Below are 20,847 nucleotides of genomic sequence, written 5' to 3'. Positions count from 1 at the left end.
TCCAGGCTTCATACCTGACACTGAACTGAATGACCTGTCCGATCACACTCGCTGTTCAGGGGACGGGATACATAGTAATCAGTCTTGATGATTTTGGTTATTGGTATCGAAAATATGTGTTTATTAGGCATTTAATTCTGCATTATAACTTTATTATTATAATCCACAGATTTTTATGTTGGTTTAAAGATTAATTATTTGCGGTGGTTACTCTTTAGTTGCACCTAAAGTATGCTAGGAATTTTCGCAAGCTTGAGTTCTGGTAAAAATCCGTTAAAACATCGTTCCCTCATCAAGGAGCCATATGTTATGCGTTATGTAATAAACCGAACGATACACTTCAGGAACACGGATGGTGCTTTGTGGAAGGAAGACGAGAATGAGCCTTCGGCGATAACACTTACGGTTACAACCAGCCGGTTACTCACATTTTTGCTTGAACATCACGGAGAAGTAGCCTCAAGAGATGACATCCTAGAGACTGTCTGGGAATCCCATGGGCTGCGCTCTTCTAACAACAGCCTTAATAAATATATCGCGGATTTAAGAAAGGTCTTCAGTAATCTGGAACTGACTGGTGATATCATTATTACTGTTCCAAAAATCGGATTTATGTTTAACAGAGAGATTGAGGTAGATAAGGAACCTGCTGTTGATGATGATCTCTTTGAGTCTGAACTTCAGCAAAGTATAGTTAGCACTGACAATAAACCATCCAAAACGAAATTCAAACTGCCTGTTTTAGTAATTATTATTGGCTTGTTGCCAATATTACTTTCATCATTAGGAGTTGGCGTCAAACTTTCTGGAGTTGGTTCACTTCCTCAAAGCAATTCATATCTATTAGGTAATATCGATGGGTGTGATATCTATACTCTCCAGCAAAGCTCCGTTGATATGACTGGCGTTAAAATTTCTATCGCCAGGAGACTGATGAAAGAGACAGACATAAAGTGCATGAAAAATACCAGGTTGTTTTTTCAACCATCAGATCCCGTAGTTTATGGATATCCGGGAAGAGTATTTTTATCTCGTTGCACATATAATAAAGATACAGATGAGAAATTCGCTGCTTGTGATAATTTTTATGGGGCCAACTATGCAAATAAATAAACTAGCGAGAAGATCTTTTTTTCTTAATTCATGTTTAGTGGTTTTATTAATCGCAAGTAATATTTTATTCTTTACCTCTAATCAAGGTGAGATTTTTAACGATACTTGTGTATCCGTATTAAGGACTGAGGAGCGAATAAGTGGATTCCACTCAACGGAAACCATCAGATTAGTTTTGAATACTGATAACAGTGGCTATATCGCTTTCTCCGGAAATATAAACCTTCATGAGAAGGTGATGACTCTCTACAGGGAGTTTAGGTTTACCTATGAGAAAGAGAGTAATGGTCTCTACAGACTATCAAACATTGAAACGGTAAAGCACTCAAGCGATAATGCACCAGACACACTTATCGATAGCGTATTTTTCAGCACCCACCATGAGAAAGCTCGTTACATGACTCTAGGTAAGATTATGAACTCATATATTATTGGAAACCTCCACTCACCTGTATTTATCTGTGTTGTTAAATGATACTCAAAACATTCCATGAAATGGATTTAATTTATTAACTGGAAAGGATTTGCATTATCTGAAAAAGCTTTAGCCATTTCCGTTGCAGAAAAAACAAGGTTGCAACTTATAGGCCATGGGAAGAAGCTTAACACCAGAACAGCAGATGAGGAGGGGACATGATCCAGCAGTGTAGTGCAACAGCCCTGTTCGTCTGACCTTTTCGGCCAGTGGAAAATGCGCTGGCCGATCGTGCCGGTAGGGAGCCGCTTGGATAACGGAAAATATCCTACGTTAAGCCTGTTTTTTGAACTGACATGACGGTCCGCTCTAAGCTATTAGTTCAACCGATGGACGCGACACACTTATTGAACCGTTCTACGGGTGATTCATAGTCTAGCGTTTTTCTCGGCCTCTCGTTGAGCTGTCTGGCAACACTGTTTAGTCTTAGTTGGCTATGAACTGATAAGTCAGTTCCTTTTGGGAAGTACTGTCTGAAGCAACTGTAACTTAGACCCCCCGGCTCCGCTTCTGCCACTTACCCTGCCCTTGTGGGAGGAAGCAGGAGCATGAGACCAAGCATGACTCTTGGGTAACTGGCGCGGGTGAGGATGCCCCTGGCTAAGCAATACAGGTTTCACGTTTGGCTTTTTCATTAGCACCCCCTGATTTTATATACAGTTATTATTGTACATACAGCAACACAGATCACTATCATTGCATTTATTGAAATAATATTACCTAAGTTACCGATCAGGAGGACTGTTGCTTTTCAGGAGCTATTTGCTAATTTCTTTAAAAACTTTGGGAGTCTTTGGAATGAGCTCAGAAAGACGCGTATCGCCTCTCAATCCTCGCCTTAATCGTTTTATTCAAGAAACACAGGACGAACTCTTTCAACTAATCGACAAATGGCATTCTCTCAAGTCGGGTCATAAGCTGGTGATTCCTCGACCTAACAAAACAGATATCAGCTACGAGGGAGTGGCATTTTCTGACTCTGTCAGGGATATCTTCTGGGAGGATTTTATTGATCCCTACATCAAGATACGGAGCCTGGAGCTCATAGAGAAAACCAGAATCCTCGCAGAAGAATGTAATTTATCTACGGATGATGCTCTCAGTGATATTGGCGATATGCTCTGCGGAATGGTTATCAGGGTTTATGACAAAATGGCTGAAACAGACCGCATACTGCGGGGTGATGGAATGACTTTCCCTTCCAAAATCGACGTGTCCCGTCACATCCAATTTATGCAGGAAAAAATCATTAGCGAGGTGAGTGTGGAAAAGATGAAAACAAATAAGCCCTGTTCAGATAGGTGACGGAAATACACAATCCCAGACTATTAATATGACCATCCACCAGCTTGTGGAGGAAGTTGCCAAGAGTGGTGACACTGAGGCTAAATCAAAGTTTGCGGCACTTCTTAAGAACCCGGTAGTGAATACGCTTTTGGGTGCAGCAGCAGAGACACTTTTATCACAACTACTGAAATAGAAAACACCAACTAATAGATATACAAAAAACAGTTGCCTCAGTTGCCTCAGTTGCCTCATTACCTCAAAAATCACAACCATCTGTATTTTAAGGGTTTAATTTAAAAATGTAAGGCAACTTAGGGGTGATTTGAGGCAACTCGCGCTGAAATCTGGTTGCCTCAGTTTGTAAGTTGCCTCAAAACACGCCGTAAACGCCCCACGCTTTCACGCCAGCCCTCAGCAGAGCCTTTTACCGTGTAACCGGCTGCTGCAGTACTGCGACCGTTAAACAGGACAGGCGCTGCAGGTGTACCGATGATTTCACCGTCTCAGGCATGATATAAGCGCCATGCTGCCAGTCCGTGGCGTGTGAACCTGCCATACGTCACCGTTAGGGAACACTTCGAGATACATGCCCCCTCCATCAGAAAGCTTATATGCTTTTTCTTTTGGCTTCGCGGCCTTGATTTATATGGCTGTGAGTTTCATTTGGGGACATCAGCTTTATTGAACATAACAATGCCCCAATAAGGCCCCCATTTAGAAGTAGATTTCAAGATAAGTCAGTAGAGCTTGAAACAGGAAAAAGCGTTGCAAGTAGCATGATTACTGGGATTTATAGAGTTTGGGAGAATTGAGGATAGTATCGAATGGCACGCCCTGTAGGATTCGAACCTACGACCTACGGCTTAGAAGGCCGTTGCTCTATCCAACTGAGCTAAGGGCGCACTGAGAAGAGTGAACTTCGCGGCGGTGAAACGCGAAGAATTATACGGTCAATGGCAGGTGAGTCAATGCCTTTTCCGCTTTAAGAGGCAATTACCGCTAGCCGATTGTAAATACGGCTATTTTCTCAACATTTCTCGCTGTTTCACCTTAAAATTTAGCGCTGCGAAAAGGCTTAGTTGCATTTAAGTAACGCCTGCTGTTTTCCTGAACGTCAGCTCGTCACACTAGAGCGAGGTATCCCGGCCGCCTGGAGGCTGACAGACAACAGGACAATGGAGTGACAGCGCAAAACCCGTTCGATACGCCCCCCCGATTACAGTCTATTTCTCAGGACATCGTCGGCATCAAACTGGAGCCTATCGTCGCCCTCAACGCCCGGCGCCGGGTCGGCGTGGAGGTCCTGAGCGTCTTGTCCGACACCGGGCATAGCGAGGACTTCTTCCGCCATCAGTCGGCAGACGCGTCTTTGACGCTGCTTGAAGCGCAGCTGGCCGCATTAAAAAATACCCCGCACGGCAATAATCTTTTTATTAATCTGCCGATAACCGTGTTGACAGCATCTGCGCCTTTTGTGCGGCTCATCAATATGAAAACCGCGCCGCTGAATATTGAGATTGTCGACCTCCCTCTCTTTCTGACGCTTTCCGCCGCACAGAAGCAGAGCGTCGTTAACAACCTGCGGCAACTTCAGGAACGGGGACACACTATCTGGCTGGATGATATCGACGAAACTATCATTCAGCCGTTTTTATTTTGTCGATTACCGTTGAACGGCATCAAAATCGATAAGAACGCATTCTGGCGTTTACGCGCCACACCTGCACTGAGGAAACTGGTTTCACTTTGCTTTCAGCTGGCCGGAAGCGTACTCATCGAAGGTATTGAGACTGAACGCGATCGTATCTGGGCACTGCAGGCGGGTGCCGATCTCGGCCAGGGATATTACTGGCCGTCCTGGACATGGCCGGAGGATTAACACGCCATTTCCAGGAGGGAGGCCATGCGAATGACAGTGCGCCGTTACCGGCGGCGGCGTACAGGAAGTGATGCACTGGGATTTACGCACTCACCTTTTGCCCCCCCCTTTTTCGACCGACTCGAGTTTTTGAGCCAGTCCATCAACCAGCCCCGAAAAACCGATGCCCCGTTTATCATCCTGGTAACGGAGGACAATTTTTTGCGCTCCGGTTTTCTCAATGGGCAGTTTCCGCTAAGCAGCTGTTGCGACTTCACGTCGCTGGACGATGCGCTGGGTGCGCAGAGCCAATGGCCCTCGGCCCGTCTGGTAGTGGATATTGAAAGCCGTTCCACGGGGCTGATTGATCAGCTGGATCAGTTAAGAAGACATAGCCTGTATCCCCCCTTCCTGACGCCGTGGCTGCTGATCCGGGCTGATAATTATGACGCGCGTCTCTTCTGCAAAGCGGCAGGTCCTTTTCATGTGCTCGAACGTCAGATGAACGCAGCAGGGCTTCAGCACAGCCTGATGGAACCCCGCCCCCTTCAGGGCTCCGATAGAGACTGGTTCTCGCGCAACGAATGGCCCATTTTGCAGGAGCTTGCCCGTGGCAAGACGTTACGACAGATTGCCCTTCTGCAGAATCGTCCCTATAGCCGCATTATCTATCGCCTCAGCTGCATCCTGATGAAGCTCGGGCTGAGCCATCGCCAGGAATTGTTACACCTTCTTAATAACCTCTCAGACTGCTCGTTTTAACTTACGTCCTAACCCCTTATTTCCTAAAGCGCTTTAAGAATTTACTTACCAATTATGTTAATTTAATGTTAAACATTAACAATAAAGTCGATTTTATAACTATTCCTAATTTATGGCCTTGAACCATGTGAAATGTCAAAGATTGAATCAACTGCAGCACTTTCCTCCATCCGTTAAGTGAATGCAGAAGGCGTTAACGAGATGATAATGATGTAAAAACAAGCAGCTTCCCTTTACGCACCAGGAGCGGGAAGCGAAGCTGGCAGCACGTTCTCCTGTACGATGATGGAGCGACGTTGATATCGCTTAAGGACTTTCAGATGAAGGTCTGATGCCCTGAGAGGGCACTTTTTCGCCTCCTCTTCTCAAGATCCTGCCTGAAATCGAGACGCTATTTCATTAACATTTTTGCAACATAAAGAGACATCTGTTATTTTTTGTTATTACATAAAGATGAAAAGATGCGGTAAATGGGATACCAGGATAATTCCGCTAAATTTAAAAAGGAGGCTATTCAGATCCAGAAGATAATACAAACCAATAAGCGGAACGTAATTTACAGGGTTTTCGGAAAAAACTTACCCTGTATAATAAGATGCGTATCAAAATTGAATAAGAAAAACCTTTTTGCCAACACCAGCCAAATGAGACGACCGCGCTGAGGCAGAGTTCTTTTCATTACGTAAACAGGGATGCTTTCGCTCTTTCCAGGGAAATACTACGGTATAGGGATCTGCTCATTATATCCTTCCGGCATTTCGAGAGTTTTACAAAACTCTACATAACGCTTTTAACAATCTGAGGCATTAAAAATGAAACCGGCATCCGTTATCATTATGGACGAACATCCTATCGTCAGAATGTCGATAGAAGTCCTGCTACAGAAAAATAAGAATATCATCGTCAAGCTTAAGTCTGGCGATAGCCATGAAGTTCTTGACTGCATCCGCAATCACCCTATCGATTTGGTGATCCTTGACATTGAACTTACGGGCACAGATGCCTTTGCTTTACTTAAGAGAATCAAAAACTTAAATAAAGAGATTAAGGTTCTTTTCTTATCATCTAAATCAGAACTGTTTTACGCCGGACGTGCCATTCGCGCCGGGGCCAACGGCTTTGTCAGTAAACGAAAAGATTTGGGTGAGATCTACAACGCCGTAGAGATGATCCTGATGGGCTATTCTTTTTTCCCGTCGGAGACGCTGAATTTTATAAACCATATGGGATCGGGAAAGGGAGAACTGGCAGATATGCCGTTATCGAATCGCGAGGTTACGGTATTACGTTATCTGGCGAATGGACTGTCCAATAAGGAAATTGCGGAGCAATTGCTATTAAGCAACAAGACCATTAGCGCGCACAAATCCAATATTTATTCCAAGCTGGGAGTGCAAAGCATCGTGGAATTAATTGATTACGCTAAAGCACACGAACTGCTATAACCTGAATTCACTCCCTGCAGTTTATCTGAGCTGCAGGGAGTGCGGTCAGTGCTAATTATAATTAATCATGAAGGTCGCATCAGCATCAGCCTTTCCGGGCTGAGGGTTATCGGCAGTAGCAATATAATTGGCATAAAATGACAGTGTCGCATTCCCCTGCGCATCGACCGTGACCGGCTGGCTGGCCTGCTGGAGATCCAGACGCGATTTATCCGCATCCCTGATCTCGACGGCGACACGGCTTGCCGTGCTGGCGTCGTTCAGTGCCAGCAACCCGCTGTTGCTCCCGTCAGCTTTACCGGAAAACGTAATGGACGCGGCTCCTGGCGGACAGCCGGTCAGTTTCAGCGTAAAAGGCATGGGCTGTGTGCGGCTCCCGGTAGTGCTGAGTTGCTTCGTGGGCCAGGTGCCCAGCGTGACGGTTTTGTCACTGTCGTTCCCCTCGGCCACGCATGTAAAATCAACGATATTGCCGTAGAGCTGAATGTTAATTTCGCCCAACGCGGTTTCCGCCTGAGCCTGCGTGCAAAGCGCAAAGAGCGCTACGGTGATAAAACGGATCCCGTTTCGCATATCGGCTCCTTAGTCGTAATCCACACGCAAATACCCGCGCGAGGTAAAGCGCCCTTCCGCGGGCTTATTGCCCGTCACGCTCACTGGCCAGACCCGGATCCCCACCTGCGCCTGCGCGCTGTCGTCCAGACGGAACGGAATTTTGCTCGTCAGGTTGTTAGGCGTTAACGGCGTACCACTCTCGTTGGCAATGATGAACCCCACATCCGGGTTATCCGATACCAGTGCGTTACTGGAGACCTTTTCAGCCTCAACGCGCATCGTCAGCATGGCATTCGCCTCGACGTTGGTGCATTTAATCGCGATGGTTTTACTCTGCGATGAAACCCCTTCCGGCTTGTTACCCGCGCCCGCTTTGCTGAACAAGGAGGCGCCAATGTCCCCGAAATCAAACTCAACCACATTACCGGCATTGATTGCGCAGCTTTGCGGTACCTGAATGGTTCCGCTGTAGCTGATGGTATAGACCGGTGTGGTTAACGGGTCAGAGGCGGTCGTAGTCACGTAAACACGGAACATCGTGGCACGCGGGATCACCACCATGTTGATAAAACGCCGGGTCACCTTAAGACGGAACACCAGGTTGGAATCCTTAACGCCAAACGGTTTGTTTTTTGAGACGTTCGGATGGCTCCCCATCTGGATATAGTTTTGCGGGGGGTAAAACTCGCCAGCATAGCTGTCCGTGATTTTCATGGCCCCATCCAGATAGTCGTTAAGCTTCAGATACTGGTAGCGATCGCTGGTCCCGGTGATCGGGTAATCGGTGACGTAGCTGCGTCTGGTGGTATTGCCGGTTGTGCCCTTCGGGCAGACGGCATTCACCCCCACCCATTGCGATTTTTCGCTGAGGGTCACAATCTGACCCACCTGGTTATTCGAGCTGTTGAATTTATCCGTCAGGTCGTAGTACACCTCTGTCGGCACGCCATTTTCGTTGACGCACACGGTCGCCAGTGCGTGTGACGCGGGCAGTAAAGCCAGAAGTGATAAAGCAAAAATGTGGATTTTAATCACAGCGGATCCCCTTAAGTGTGATTGCCTGTTGCAGGCTCTTTTCAGGCAAGCTGTAAGGCGCACGGCACTGGGACTGTGCCCCGTTCCCCCACTGGATCAGCAGTTCGCCTTCGAGCGGCAGCCCACTCAGGTAAATTTGCCCGTCATCCCCCACCATGCTGGTCACGCCACTCTGGGTTTCACGCACCACGGCGCCGAACGGCACGGGCTGGTTACCACGTGTGACGGTCAGCAGGGCACGCACGCCAATACGGGTGTCAAAGCTGGCGCGCACCAGTGCGCCTTTGGTCGGCACCACGCTGCTCACGTTATTTTCGATATCGGTGTTGTTGCTCATGGTATTGGTATCCAGCGCCACGCGGTTATAGCGATAGACGGTGGCATACGGCATCACCGCGTAGCCGCGCCAGTCGGTCTTCACGCCGGTCTGGTTTTCCACGCTGACGCCTGATGCCCCCGGGGCTTTGATCAGCACGTTGGTGTCGCCCAGCGGCTGGCTAAAGGTCACGCCGTCAGCATGGCCGACCACCCCGCCGGAGAGCTGCCAGTTGAAATCGTGCTGATCGCGGGAATAGTTGTAGCCCACCCCCAGCGTGCCGTAGGTTGCCTGCCAGTTGGCGCTGGCGCTTCCGCTTGAGCCGTTGGTGCTGGCGTGTCCCTGGGTCACGCTGTAGTTCAGGTTGCGGTCCTCCAGCAGCGTGCCGCTGACGCCGGTTTGCCAGCTGGTATCACCCTCACTGTTTCGGCTGGCGGATGCCGTGGCGTAGGCGCGGTCAATCGCGCTGTCCCGGCGATAGCCCTGACGGGTAAACAAGCTAAACGGCACGGAGACGTTGAACGACGCGATCCGGTCAGTCCCGTCGATACCGACGGATTTGTTCCACGACCACGAGACGGAATAGTTGATCCCCTTCACGCCCCCCGCGTAACCCAGCTGATACCAGAGGTTCGTTTCGTCCGTCCCCCAGTAGGTTTGCTCACTCCCGGAGATATAGACCGAGCCGTAATCCCCCAGTGACTGAGAGACGTTGAGCTGAAAGCGGCCTTTTTTGTTCCACGTCAGGTTGTGATAACTCTGTACGTCAGGCACATCGTTACCGTCCTGATTATCGGCATACTGATAGCCTTCCATTGAGCGCCAGGCGACATCATCCAGGGTGTAAAACCCTTTGGTGGAGTAGCGGTAGCCCAGCAGCTGGAAGTTGGTGCCGAAGCCGTTGAGCGATTTGGCATAAAGAAAACGCAGCGACTGCCCTTCGTGCTTGCTGTCGTCCGCGAGCTGGCTGCGGGCATGAGTGATATCGACCGATACCGCGCCCCAGTCACCGAGGTTTTTCCCGGCCCCGACGGCCAGCGCGGTATAGCGTGACGCCAGCTGCGTACCGCCATACAGGGTAAAGCCGTTGGCAAGACCGGTCACCAGGGTGCCCTGGGTGAAGAACGGCGTATCCTGGTCGCTGTTACCGCTGCGATAGTCCCCCGCCACGAGATCGTATTTCCAGCGCCCTTCTCGCTGCAGCAGCGGGACGGTGGAATACGGCACGGTGTAGCGCTGCTGGCTGCCGTCTTTCTCTTCCACCGTCACCTCCAGGTCACCGCTTGAGGAGGTCGGGTTAAGATCGGTGATGGCAAAGGCACCAGGCTGAACGTAGCTTTGATAGATAACGTAGCCGTTTTGACGCACCACAACTTTGGCTGGCGTCCTGGCAATACCGCGCACGGTCGGGGCGTAGCCCTGCAGGCTGTCCGGGTACATGCTGTCGGACGAATAGAGTCGTCCGCCGCGAAAACCGACGCTGTCGAAAACATCATTCCCGGTATTGCTGTCGCCCAGCACCAGTTCGCTTTTGAGCGGGATAACGGTGCGCTGCGCCCAGGTGCCAATATTCTCCCACTCACTGTGCCGCTGCCCGTTATTCTGGGTGTAACGCCATGCGCCGTTGTTACGTAAACGCCAGGCACCATAGTTCAGCCCGCTCTGCAGGTTGAGATAGTAGCTGTCGTCTTCGCTTCCCCGGTTGCCCGTGAAGCTGTAGTTCACCAGGGCGGCGGGAATACCTTCATCCCACTGTTCGGGCGGGATGTAGCCGCGCGCACTGTTTTGCATCGCCACCTGCGGCAGGCTGACGTTCAGACGCTGTGAGGCAAAGTTAAATACCGTTTCGCTGCCGGGAATGGCCGTGGTCAACGGAACGCAGGTTTCGCCCTGCACGTTAGCCAGTTCGGGAAACGCCGCAACGTTGACGCCAAAGCGATCGAGCATCGCGCGCGTAATGCACGGGGTCAGACCGCCCGCCACCGGTGGCATATTCTCAGCCTGCTCAAAACGCACGTCCTGAGTGCCGATAAACTCATCGTTACGCCAGATATCCACGCGATAAACGCCGGGTGCCTGCTGGTGTCCTTGTTCAAAACGCGACAAATCCGCCACGCTGGCAGTATCGTCAGACAAGAAGGCCGGGTTGAAGTAGCTTTCGCTCCAGCCAGCCTGGGGCCAGAGCGCGGCCATCAGCGCCAGCGCAACCGGGCAGTAACGTCCCTGATGGTTTTTCATCGCCCTGTCTCTGCTCACAGGTTGACGCTACGCGCCGGTGTAATGGCACCGTAGTCGTTCACGCTCTGCCATGAGAGCGTACCGCTGGCACCGGCTGGCAGCACCTGCTGAGCCGAGTTTTTCGGTGCCACCATCAGGTTCTCCAGCGTCTGACCGCCCAGCTTCAGGTTGACCAGGGTGATGTAGTAAGGAGACGCATTGCTGACCTTGAGATGGTTACCAACGCGCTCAAAACGCAGTTGAGAGAGTGCCTCTTCTGGCTGCATCGCAAGATTATTCGGGCGTACAAACAGTTTGATACGTGAAAGGATCGCCAGCTGCAGCACGTTATTGTTTTCTGTTTTTGCTTTGTTCACTGACGGGATCGCCTTCACGTTCATGTAAAAGAGCGACTCGCGATCGGCGGGCAGCGCTGGCCCGGCGTAAATAATACGCAGCGTGTTTTCACTGTCCGGCTCGCTAACAAACAGCGGCGGCGTGACGGCAAAGGTTTTCTCCTTCTGCCCGTTTGCATTTTCGATCCACGCGTTAATTAAATAGCGTTCTTGTTTATTGCTGTTGGTGATCGCCAGCGACGTTTGCTTCGCATCCGCCGGGTAAATAACGCGTGTGGCCCCCAGCGCAATACCGCCGGAAGCATTCGCGCAAGTAGAAACCATCATTAAAATAAACGATAACATCAGTCCTGGTTTAATTAGCATATTCATCAAAACCGTACCTTTAATAATGTGTTCGCAGGTGTTATGGATAAATCAACGTAAACCAGACATCCGACTGAATATTGCCTGGCACGAGGTGTTCGGAAATAGCGCGATAGCGGGCGCTAAAATGAAATGCGAGCTCGCTGGTATTCACCGGCAACCAGCTAACGGCCGTCGCATTTGGGATAATCTGACGCTGCTGTTCATCAAAAAGCGCCAGCCCCACGCCGCTGCTGACAGGTGTTTCGCCTGGCCGCGATGTCGCCAGAAAAACCTGCGGATCTTCCTCTGGTGTAACACCCTGAAACTGGATCCCTACGGTGCGCGAGACATCCACGCTGCAATCCAACAGTCGCACGGTGAAGGGCACGTTAACCGTTGAGAAACTGCCCACACCGGAAAATGAATTGGTTCGGTACTGCCCCATGTCGATGCGCATATTCTGGCTGTCGGGCGCCACGGCGCAGCCGCCGTTTACCAGCTCCCCGCGAAGATGCACTTTGCCACCGTCGATCACCACGGTATGTGCCGATGCCGGGCCAGCCATCGCAAGGGTTAACAGCAGTAGTGTTCCAGTCCTTGTCATCCTTCATTCCTGGCATTTGCGTATGACGGCCTCATCCCTGAGGCCTGAACATCCTTGTGCGAGGGAATTATTCGTATTTCATTACGAAGGTGGCGTCAGCGTTCGCCTGGCCAGGCTCAGTGGTCGCAGCCGTTGATTTATAACGCGCGGTGAATTTCAGGGTGTTAGTCCCTTCAATCAGCGTCTGAGCGGCAGAGAAGGTCGCACCGTCTGGAGTCAGCACGCTGGATTTGCTGTCGAGGATCTCGATACCCACGCCTTTTGCGGTGTTGTCGTTGTTACCGGACGTCACGGCCAGCAGGGTTTTGTCGGTTGGGTCGATCTGACCGGTGAAGGCAACCGCAGCGGTTTTAGCGACCAGCGGATCGCAGTCATTCAGCTCAATGTTGAATGGAATATTAGAGGTGGTGTCGCCCACTTTGGTGAATTTCGCGGTACGATACTGACCGAGATTAACGGTCTGCTCGGAAGAATCAGTATTTACTGAACAAGCAGCATTAACCAGTTCACCTTTAAAATGCACGGTACCGCCATTTACGGTAACCGGCGTGGCTGGATCTTCAGCATGGGCGGCACCCGCGACCAGGGCCAGTGTAGCAATAACAGTAGAAGCAATGTTGCTGAGTTTCATGTCTATTCCTTTAAAATGTAAATAACCCTTCCCGCGAAAATCGGGAATAAGAAATACGTTCAATTGATTAATTGAAAGCTTATTTCGGAGGAGACAAAGTAGCGCAGGAATAGGTTTTTAAATATGTCAAAACGCTGCCATTTCGCCAGGTCACATCCTAATACTGCCTAAGAAATTGACCACCCACTAAGAAGGGTTTTTGCGTCTCGCTGATAAAAACGCGTAAAGGGTGACTGACAGCGGCGCTCGCTTCTGACAAAATACAGGCAATCCCCCCTTTCAAACGTTACAGACGGAATCATCTCTCTGATGGCAGCAAAGATAATTGACGGTAAAACGATTGCGCAGCAGGTGCGCTCTGAGGTCGCGGAAAAAGTGAAGGCGCGTAAAGTTGCCGGAAAACGCGCTCCCGGGCTCGCCGTTGTGCTGGTTGGTAGCAACCCGGCATCGCAGATTTATGTCGGTAGCAAGCGCAAAGCGTGTGAAGAGGTGGGGTTCGTCTCCCGCTCTTACGATTTGCCTGAAACCACCAGCGAAGCGGAACTGCTGGAACTGATTGACACCCTGAACGCCGATAAAGAGATCGACGGTATTCTGGTTCAATTGCCGCTGCCAGCAGGCATCGACAACGTGAAGGTGCTGGAGCGTATCGCTCCGGATAAAGACGTTGACGGTTTCCATCCGTACAACGTGGGTCGTCTGTGCCAGCGCGCGCCGCGTCTGCGCCCATGTACCCCGCGAGGTATCGTGACGCTGCTGGAGCGCTATAACATCGACACTTACGGTCTTAACGCCGTTGTCATCGGTGCGTCCAACATCGTGGGCCGCCCGATGAGCATGGAGCTGCTGCTGGCTGGCTGCACGACCACCGTGACCCACCGCTTCACCAAAAACCTGCGTCACCACGTCGAGAACGCCGATCTGCTGATCGTGGCGGTTGGCAAGCCGGGCTTTATTCCTGGAGAGTGGATCAAAGAAGGCGCAATTGTCGTGGACGTCGGTATTAACCGTCTGGAAAACGGCAAAGTGGTCGGCGACGTGGTATATGAAGATGCGGCGGCACGCGCCTCTTACATCACGCCAGTACCGGGCGGCGTAGGCCCAATGACCGTAGCAACACTGATTCAGAATACGTTGCAGGCATGCGAAGAGTATCACGACGTAGAGGACGCGTAAGATGGCGACATTTTCATTAGGTAAACACCCGCACGTAGAGCTGTGCGATCTGCTGAAGCTGGAAGGCTGGAGCGAAAGCGGCGCGCAGGCCAAAATCGCCATTGCCGATGGACTGGTAAAAGTCGACGGCGCGGTGGAAACCCGCAAGCGCTGCAAAATTGTCGCGGGCCAGACCGTGAGTTTTGAAGGACAGAGCGTGACGGTTACGGCCTGAGCCGTCTGATGCCTGGTGGCGCTGCGCTTACCGGGCCTACGTACTGTCTCCATTTGTAGGCCGGGTAAGGCGAAGCCGCACCCGGCAATTTCTCTCACCATCCCCCCACAATCATCACGGTTAATTATCGATCAACTTCAAATAATCACTATTTCATCTGTTGAAAGGTGAGAATTCAGTTGCGCGTTTTTCAGGCTTTCTCCACGATAAGTAGAACGTTCTACTAAAACGTTCTACTTACAATAACAGCGCCAAAAAAAGCGCTACTCGGGGGAAATCAGCATGGGTCTGATATCAGGGTTTGTTAAATCGCTGTCTAAGTTATCGATGATTGGTCGCGCCTTAATGCTGCCAATTTCACTGCTTCCCGCTGCGGGCCTGCTGCTGGCCTTCGGCGACAAGTTCCATCTGCCGCTGATGATGAACGCGGGCGGGGTGATTTTTGACAACCTGCCGATGCTGTTCGCCATTGGCTCCGCCGTGGGCCTGGCGTCAGAGTCCGGTATTGCGGCGCTCTCTGCGGCGGTCTCGGTGTTTGTCACCAACATCACCATCAGCACCATGCTGAGCATCACGCCGGAAATGGCCTCGCAGGGCGGGAAATACGCCATGGTGGTCGGCATACCAACGCTGCAGATGGGCGTCTTCGGCGGCCTGATCTGCGGTATCCTTGCGGCCTGGTGTTTTAACCGCTTCCACACCATGCAGCTGCCGGAGTTCCTTGGCTTCTTCTCCGGTAAGCGCTTCGTGGCGATTGCCACCGCGTTCCTCTCGTTCCTGATGGGGCTGTTGCTGCCGTACGTCTGGCAGCATATTCAGGCCGGTATCGACGCACTCTCGGTGATTGTTAACGGCGATAACCAGGCGGCCTCGACCTTTATCTTCGGCCTGGTGGAGCGTGCGCTGATCCCCCTCGGTCTGCACCATATCTGGTATCCGTCGTTCTGGTATTCGTTTGGGGATTACACAACTCAGGCAGGCCAGGTGATTCATGGCGACCAGACCATCTGGTTCAAGATGCTGGAAGAAGGGGTGAAATCCTTCAGCAGCGACACCTACCAGAACGCCGGTAAATTCATGCAGGGTGAATTCCCGCTGATGCTGTTCGCGCTGCCTGCGGCGTGCCTCGCGATGTATCACGAAGCCCACACGAAAAACAAAAAGATTGCGGCCGGTATTCTGTTCTCGGCAGCGCTCACCTGCTTCCTGACGGGGATCACCGAACCGGTAGAGTTTACCTTTATCTTCGTGGCACCGATTCTCTACGTCTTTAATGCCATCATGGCGGGCCTGGCCTACATGACCATGTATCTGTTGCATGCGCATATCGCCAAATCGTTCTCGGCGGGCTTTATCGACTACCTGTCGTTTGGGATCCTACCGTCCTTTAACGGTTACAAGACCAACTTCCTGAATGCCATTATCATCGGCATTCCAATGGGGCTGATTTACTACTTTACGTTCCGCTTCGTGATCCGTCGCTTCGACGTCAAAACCCCGGGTCGTACCGATGTCACTGCCAATGCAAATGACAAGTCCGATTCCGAACTTGCCACAGAGATTATCAGCCTGCTGGGCGGCGCGCAGAATATTGATTCCGTTGGCTCCTGCATTACCCGCCTGCGTCTGGAAGTGGCGAAAAGCGAGGCAGTGGATAAAGACGGCCTGAACGGACTCGGCGCCCGCGGCGTGGTCTTCGTTGGCGACAACGGTATTCAGGTGATTTTCGGTGCCAGAGCACAGTTTATCGCCCAGACCATGTCCACCATGATTGGCAAATAATAAGATGCCGGCGTGATGCGTCTCCTGTACGCTGGGGGACGCATTACTTTATCTGGCTGATAATCGGTTAATTTCAGGGAGCGGTTTTGAAGAAAGTCAGCATTATTGATGTCGCAAAGCACGCGGGCGTCTCGGTCTCGACCGTTTCACTGGTGCTGCGCCAGAAAGGGAAAATCTCAGAGGCAACGATCGGGAAGGTCAACGCCGCCATCACGACGCTGGGCTATGTTCATAACGTCGCCGCTGCCAACCTTCGCGCCAACACCTCTAATTTAATTGGCCTGATCCTGCGGGACTTCAGCGACAGCTTTTCCATCAAGGTGATGGCGAGCATTGTTCAGGAGCTGGAGAAGCAAGGCTATATGGTGTTTCTCGGTCAGCCACTGAATGACCGTGAGCATCTTGAACGCACCCTGCTCTCGTTTAAGCAGCAGGGCGTGGCGGGTGTCATCTATCTGGCGTCCGACACCCGCACCGCAACGCTGCCGGAACACATTCGCCACTGCCCGCTGCCGTTGGTGGTCGTTTCCCAGTCGTTGCTGGATGAAAAATGTAACCTGGTCATGCGCGATAACCGCCAGGCCGCGAACCTGGCCGCGCGCTATCTTATCGAGCGCGGACATCGCAACATTGCCTACATTGGCGGGCGCGACGGCTGTCTTCTCCGCGAGCAACGTCTGCTCGGTTTTCGCAGTGCCATGACGCAAAGCGGGCTGGTCTGGCGTGACGAATATTCTCCCGCCTGCCCCGATGATACCCAGGCGGCGGCGATGGCAACGCGCCAGTTGCTTGAGAAGAACAACACCATCACCGCCCTGCTCTGCCACTCGCCGGATGCCATGCTCGGCTCCATCTCAGGCATTCACCAGGTGGGGCGTACGGTGGGTAAAGATGTGTTCCTGACGCAGCAGGTCGCGCTGGTCGGTTTTGAAGATATGCTTCACGTTAACCTTACCTCACCGTCGTTGACCTATGTCTCCTCAGCGAGCGATGAAACCGGGCGTCAGGCGGCAGGGCTGATTATCCGTAAGCTGAAAGAGCCAGATCTGCAAACGCAACGCATCACCCTCTCCGGGCAGCTTATCGCACGCGAGTCGGCGTAAAATCAGAATATAGCACAGCGTATTTTCCGCCATTACCCTGCTATATTTCCATGATTTGCCATGGATAAATGCAATGCCTACCGTTATCACTCACGCAGCTGTTCCCCTTTGCCTGGGCTTAGGCCTGGGAAGTAAAGTTATCCCTCCCCGCCTGTTATTTGCCGGAATTGTCCTCGCCATGCTGCCCGACGCCGACGTGCTGGCGTTTAAGTTCGGCGTCGCTTACGGCAATGTTTTCGGCCATCGCGGCTTTACCCATTCCCTGCTGTTTGCCTTTGTGGTGCCGATACTTTGCGTGCTGATTGGCCGACGATGGTTCAAAACCCCTCTGACGCGCTGCTGGCTTTTTTTGACCGTGTCACTGCTGTCTCACAGCCTGCTGGATTCCGTGACGACCGGCGGAAAAGGGGTCGGCTGGCTGTGGCCGTGGTCAGATGAACGCTTCTTTGCCCCGTGGCAGGTGATAAAAGTCGCGCCGTTTGCCCTGTCGCGCTATACCACGCCGTACGGACATCAGGTGATCATTTCAGAGTTGCTGTGGGTCTGGCTGCCGGGAGTGGTGCTGATGGGGTTGCTGTGGTGGAGAAAACGTGCGCGCTGATGCCCTCACCCCGGCCCTCTCCCACAGGGAGAGGGAGAAAACCTAACAATTCCCTCTCCCTGTGGGAGAGGGTTAGGGTAAGGGGAAAATTACTTACGACGCCAGGTGGTGCCCTGCGGGCCGTCTTCCAGAATAATCCCCATCTCGGTCAGACGGTTACGTGCCGCATCTGCCGCCGCCCAGTCTTTCGCCTGACGCGCTTCCAGACGTGCCTTGATCAAGGCTTCAATTTCCGCCACTTCGCCGTCGTCCGCCTGCGCACCGCTCTGCAGGAAGGCGTCTGGCTCCTGCTCCAGCAGGCCGAGCACGGAAGAGAGCTTACGCAGATGAGAGGCCAGCGCATTCGCCGCCGCCATATCTTCTGACTTCAGACGGTTCACTTCGCGCGCCATATCGAACAGCACAGAGTAGGCTTCCGGAGTATTGAAGTCGTCGTTCATCACCTCAACAAAGCGGGCTTCGAAGGCGTCGCCGCCTGCGGCAGGAACAGACTTGTCGGTACCGCGCAGCGCGGTATACAGACGTTCCAGCGCCGAACGCGCCTGCTTCAGGTTCTCTTCGCTGTAGTTCAGCTGGCTGCGATAGTGGCCGGACATCAGGAAGTAACGCACGGTTTCCGCATCGTAATACTTGAGCACGTCGCGCACGGTAAAGAAGTTGCCCAGCGATTTTGACATCTTCTCGCGGTCAACCATCACCATTCCGGAGTGCATCCAGTAGTTCACGTACTCGCCGCCGTGGGCACAGGTGGACTGCGCAATTTCGTTTTCGTGGTGCGGGAACATCAGATCCGAACCGCCGCCGTGAATGTCGAAGTGTTTGCCCAGCTGTTTGCAGTTCATCGCGGAACATTCAATGTGCCAGCCCGGACGCCCTTCACCCCACGGAGATGGCCAGCTTGGCTCACCCTTTTTGGACATCTTCCACAGCACGAAGTCCATCGGATTACGCTTCACGTCGACCACGTCCACGCGGGCCCCAGCCTGCAGCTGATCCAGATCCTGACGGGAAAGCGCACCGTAGGTCGGGTCCGTTGGCACGGAGAACATCACGTCGCCGTTATCCGCCACATAGGCGTGACCGCGTGCGATCAGCTTCTCGGTGATCTCAATGATTTCGTGAATATGGTGAGTTGCACGCGGCTCGCTGTCTGGACGCTGAATGTTTAAAGCGTCGAAATCTTTGTGCATCTCGACAATCATGCGATCCACCAGCGCAACAAAACTCTCGCCGTTTTCATTCGCGCGTTTGATGATTTTGTCGTCGATGTCGGTGATATTGCGGACGTATTTCAGGTTGTAGCCTAAAAAACGCAGGTAACGTGACACCACGTCGAAGGCAACGAAGGTGCGCCCATGGCCGATGTGACAGAGATCGTAAACGGTAATACCACACACGTACATGCCGACTTCCCCGGCATGAATAGGTTTAAATTCCTCTTTTTGGCGCGTCATTGTATTAAAGATTTTTAACATCGAAGATTCCATGTAAACACGTGTGTGGGTTGTTTGTTCCCTATAATACCTATAATTCGGAATAGGATCAGCACACAATGCAAGGTGATCGCGTCCTGTGGTTATGCTATAACAAGCCCCTATATGTGACCCGAACGCGGGTCGACGTACCACAATAACGGAACAGGATGCAAAAATGGTTACTTTCCACACTAATCATGGCGATATCGTAATCAAAACCTTTGATGACAAAGCGCCTGAAACAGTTAAAAACTTCCTGGACTACTGCCGCGAAGGTTTCTACGACAACACCATTTTCCACCGCGTGATCAACGGCTTTATGATCCAGGGTGGCGGTTTTGAACCGGGTATGAAGCAGAAAGCGACGAAAGAAGCGATCAAAAACGAAGCCAACAACGGCCTGAAAAACACCCGTGGCACGCTGGCAATGGCCCGTACCCAGGCGCCTCACTCCGCGACCGCGCAGTTCTTCATCAACGTGGCTGATAACGACTTCCTGAACTTCTCCGGCGAAAGCCTGCAGGGTTGGGGCTACTGCGTGTTCGCAGAAGTGGTTGAAGGTATGGACGTGGTCGATAAGATCAAAGCCGTCTCTACTGGCCGCAGCGGCATGCACCAGGACGTACCTAAAGAAGACGTTGTGATTACAAGCGTGACCGTCAGCGAGTAATTCGTGGCGACACTCTTTATTGCGGATCTGCATCTGCAAACAGAAGAACCGGCGATCACCGCCGGTTTTCTGCGTTTTTTACGCGGTGAAGCGAAAAGCGCCGATGCGCTGTACATCCTGGGCGACCTGTTTGAAGCCTGGATTGGCGACGATGATCCTGACCCGCTGCATCGTGAAATCGCCTCCGCCATTAAGGCGCTGGTTGATTCCGGAGTCCCCTGCTATTTCATTCACGGCAACCGTGATTTTCTGCTCGGCAAGCGCTACGCCCGCGAAAGCGGCATGACGCTGCTGCCGGAAGAACAGGTGCTCGACCTCTATGGCCGCAGGCTGCTGATTATGCACGGCGATACGCTCTGCACGGACGATACCGGCTATCAGGCGTTTCGCGCCAAAGTTCACACCCCCTGGATCCAGACGCTGTTTCTTGCCCTGCCGCTCTTTATCCGTAAACGCATCGCAGCCAGAATGCGTGCGGGCAGTAAAGCCGCTAACAGCAGTAAATCCATGACCATCATGGACGTCAATCCGCAGGCCGTAGTGAGCGTAATGGAAAAACATGGGGTTCAGTGGTTAATCCACGGTCATACCCACCGCCCTGACGTTCATTCCCTTCTTGCCAACGGCGAACCGGCCCATCGCGTTGTACTGGGTGCCTGGCACAGCGAAGGTTCCATGGTCAAAGTGACGCCTGAGGGTGTTGAGCTGATTGCGTTTCCGTTTTAACGTTTTTTCGACTGGTTTACGACCGCGCAACCGTTTTCCTTGCCCGTATAACATGCTATTCTCTGTGCCCTCGAAAGCAGTGTGTTTCGCACCACAGG

Annotated in this window: 19 protein-coding genes, 1 tRNA gene and 2 pseudogenes; 12 read left to right on the top strand and 10 right to left on the bottom strand. The window is 52.0% G+C overall.

Features of this window, described 5'->3' with window-relative positions; translation table 11 throughout:
- Positions 1-309: 309 nt before the first annotated feature.
- Positions 310-1,113, top strand: coding sequence for a helix-turn-helix domain-containing protein (locus ACOTY9_RS17805; RefSeq protein WP_318594762.1), 804 nt, complete (start codon positions 310-312; stop codon positions 1,111-1,113).
- Between the two features lie 797 nt (positions 1,114-1,910).
- On the opposite strand, the pseudogene ACOTY9_RS17800 reads toward ACOTY9_RS17805, so the two are convergent.
- Positions 1,911-2,063, bottom strand: a pseudogene (locus ACOTY9_RS17800) (IS30 family transposase); the annotation flags it as partial.
- A 287-nt stretch (positions 2,064-2,350) separates the two neighbouring features.
- Here ACOTY9_RS17800 and ACOTY9_RS17795 point away from each other — a divergent pair.
- Positions 2,351-2,893 carry a hypothetical protein gene (locus ACOTY9_RS17795; RefSeq protein ID WP_421637389.1) on the top strand — a complete coding sequence of 181 codons (543 nt, stop codon included), beginning with the start codon at positions 2,351-2,353 and terminating at the stop codon, positions 2,891-2,893.
- A gap of 543 nt (positions 2,894-3,436) precedes the next feature.
- Here the strand turns inward: ACOTY9_RS17795 and ACOTY9_RS17790 are convergent.
- Positions 3,437-3,517: pseudogene (locus ACOTY9_RS17790) on the bottom strand (DUF4102 domain-containing protein); the annotation flags it as partial.
- Positions 3,518-3,700: 183 nt separating this feature from the next.
- Positions 3,701-3,777, bottom strand: a tRNA-Arg gene (locus ACOTY9_RS17785).
- A 278-nt stretch (positions 3,778-4,055) separates the two neighbouring features.
- On the opposite strand from ACOTY9_RS17785, the gene ACOTY9_RS17780 reads away from it, so the two are divergent.
- The 3 genes from ACOTY9_RS17780 (at position 4,056) to fimZ (ending at position 6,940) form a co-directional block, all read left to right on the top strand.
- Complete coding sequence (locus tag ACOTY9_RS17780; protein ID WP_045135506.1) at positions 4,056-4,754, top strand: EAL domain-containing protein; 699 nt, start codon at positions 4,056-4,058, stop codon at positions 4,752-4,754.
- Between the two features lie 24 nt (positions 4,755-4,778).
- Complete coding sequence (locus tag ACOTY9_RS17775) at positions 4,779-5,495, top strand: helix-turn-helix transcriptional regulator (RefSeq protein ID WP_014882850.1); 717 nt, start codon at positions 4,779-4,781, stop codon at positions 5,493-5,495.
- Positions 5,496-6,307: 812 nt separating this feature from the next.
- Positions 6,308-6,940, top strand: coding sequence for a fimbria biosynthesis transcriptional regulator FimZ (gene fimZ / locus ACOTY9_RS17770; RefSeq protein WP_023332276.1), 633 nt, complete (start codon positions 6,308-6,310; stop codon positions 6,938-6,940).
- Positions 6,941-6,991: 51 nt separating this feature from the next.
- Here the strand turns inward: fimZ and sfmF are convergent, their stop codons facing one another.
- The 6 genes from sfmF to fimA form a co-directional block, all read right to left on the bottom strand.
- The gene (gene sfmF / locus ACOTY9_RS17765; RefSeq protein ID WP_023336843.1) at positions 6,992-7,513 is read right to left on the bottom strand and encodes a fimbria assembly protein; all 522 of its coding nucleotides are present in this window, start codon (positions 7,511-7,513) and stop codon (positions 6,992-6,994) included.
- 9 nt (positions 7,514-7,522) lie between these two features.
- Positions 7,523-8,530 carry a type 1 fimbria D-mannose specific adhesin FimH gene (gene fimH / locus ACOTY9_RS17760; RefSeq protein ID WP_023332274.1) on the bottom strand — a complete coding sequence of 336 codons (1,008 nt, stop codon included), beginning with the start codon at positions 8,528-8,530 and terminating at the stop codon, positions 7,523-7,525.
- The gene (locus ACOTY9_RS17755) at positions 8,523-11,084 is read right to left on the bottom strand and encodes a fimbrial biogenesis usher protein (protein WP_059372429.1); all 2,562 of its coding nucleotides are present in this window, start codon (positions 11,082-11,084) and stop codon (positions 8,523-8,525) included. The genes fimH and ACOTY9_RS17755 overlap by 8 nt, the downstream gene beginning before the upstream one ends.
- Before the next feature lie 14 nt (positions 11,085-11,098).
- Positions 11,099-11,791 (bottom strand): type 1 fimbria chaperone FimC, encoded by a 693-nt coding sequence (gene fimC / locus ACOTY9_RS17750; protein WP_014882844.1) that lies wholly within the window; start codon positions 11,789-11,791, stop codon positions 11,099-11,101.
- 34 nt (positions 11,792-11,825) lie between these two features.
- Positions 11,826-12,371 carry a type 1 fimbrial protein subunit FimI gene (gene fimI / locus ACOTY9_RS17745; protein ID WP_014882843.1) on the bottom strand — a complete coding sequence of 182 codons (546 nt, stop codon included), beginning with the start codon at positions 12,369-12,371 and terminating at the stop codon, positions 11,826-11,828.
- A gap of 67 nt (positions 12,372-12,438) precedes the next feature.
- Positions 12,439-13,002: a type 1 fimbrial major subunit FimA gene (fimA, locus tag ACOTY9_RS17740; protein WP_014882842.1), complete on the bottom strand. Its 564-nt coding sequence runs from the start codon at positions 13,000-13,002 to the stop codon at positions 12,439-12,441.
- A gap of 309 nt (positions 13,003-13,311) precedes the next feature.
- Between fimA and folD the strand changes: the two genes are divergently transcribed.
- The 5 genes from folD to ACOTY9_RS17715 all read left to right on the top strand — a co-directional run bounded on the left by folD (position 13,312) and on the right by ACOTY9_RS17715 (position 17,878).
- On the top strand, positions 13,312-14,178 hold the full coding sequence (folD, locus tag ACOTY9_RS17735) for a bifunctional methylenetetrahydrofolate dehydrogenase/methenyltetrahydrofolate cyclohydrolase FolD (RefSeq protein ID WP_014882841.1): 867 nt from the start codon (positions 13,312-13,314) through the stop codon (positions 14,176-14,178).
- A 1-nt stretch (position 14,179) separates the two neighbouring features.
- Positions 14,180-14,392: a ribosome-associated protein YbcJ gene (gene ybcJ / locus ACOTY9_RS17730; RefSeq protein WP_004143016.1), complete on the top strand. Its 213-nt coding sequence runs from the start codon at positions 14,180-14,182 to the stop codon at positions 14,390-14,392.
- 282 nt (positions 14,393-14,674) lie between these two features.
- Positions 14,675-16,174 (top strand): PTS transporter subunit EIIC, encoded by a 1,500-nt coding sequence (locus ACOTY9_RS17725; RefSeq protein ID WP_348565999.1) that lies wholly within the window; start codon positions 14,675-14,677, stop codon positions 16,172-16,174.
- Positions 16,175-16,260: 86 nt separating this feature from the next.
- On the top strand, positions 16,261-17,277 hold the full coding sequence (gene malI / locus ACOTY9_RS17720) for a Mal regulon transcriptional regulator MalI (RefSeq protein WP_014882839.1): 1,017 nt from the start codon (positions 16,261-16,263) through the stop codon (positions 17,275-17,277).
- 73 nt (positions 17,278-17,350) lie between these two features.
- Positions 17,351-17,878: a metal-dependent hydrolase gene (locus tag ACOTY9_RS17715; RefSeq protein WP_045134738.1), complete on the top strand. Its 528-nt coding sequence runs from the start codon at positions 17,351-17,353 to the stop codon at positions 17,876-17,878.
- A gap of 89 nt (positions 17,879-17,967) precedes the next feature.
- Here the strand turns inward: ACOTY9_RS17715 and cysS are convergent, their stop codons facing one another.
- Entirely contained in the window at positions 17,968-19,353 is a 1,386-nt protein-coding gene (gene cysS / locus ACOTY9_RS17710; RefSeq protein ID WP_087530083.1) for a cysteine--tRNA ligase, read from the bottom strand.
- Between the two features lie 175 nt (positions 19,354-19,528).
- On the opposite strand from cysS, the gene ppiB reads away from it, so the two are divergent.
- Both ppiB and lpxH read left to right on the top strand, forming a co-directional pair.
- Positions 19,529-20,023 carry a peptidylprolyl isomerase B gene (ppiB, locus tag ACOTY9_RS17705; RefSeq protein WP_014882836.1) on the top strand — a complete coding sequence of 165 codons (495 nt, stop codon included), beginning with the start codon at positions 19,529-19,531 and terminating at the stop codon, positions 20,021-20,023.
- Between the two features lie 3 nt (positions 20,024-20,026).
- Entirely contained in the window at positions 20,027-20,749 is a 723-nt protein-coding gene (lpxH, locus tag ACOTY9_RS17700; RefSeq protein WP_045134737.1) for a UDP-2,3-diacylglucosamine diphosphatase, read from the top strand.
- The last annotated feature ends 98 nt before the right edge of the window (positions 20,750-20,847 follow it).

Source organism: Enterobacter cloacae complex sp. SHL012 (assembly GCF_049237505.1).
GTDB lineage: Bacteria > Pseudomonadota > Gammaproteobacteria > Enterobacterales > Enterobacteriaceae > Enterobacter > Enterobacter kobei.
The sequence above is the reverse complement of the archived record's forward strand: the minus strand, read 5'-3'. Positions and strand labels throughout refer to the sequence as shown.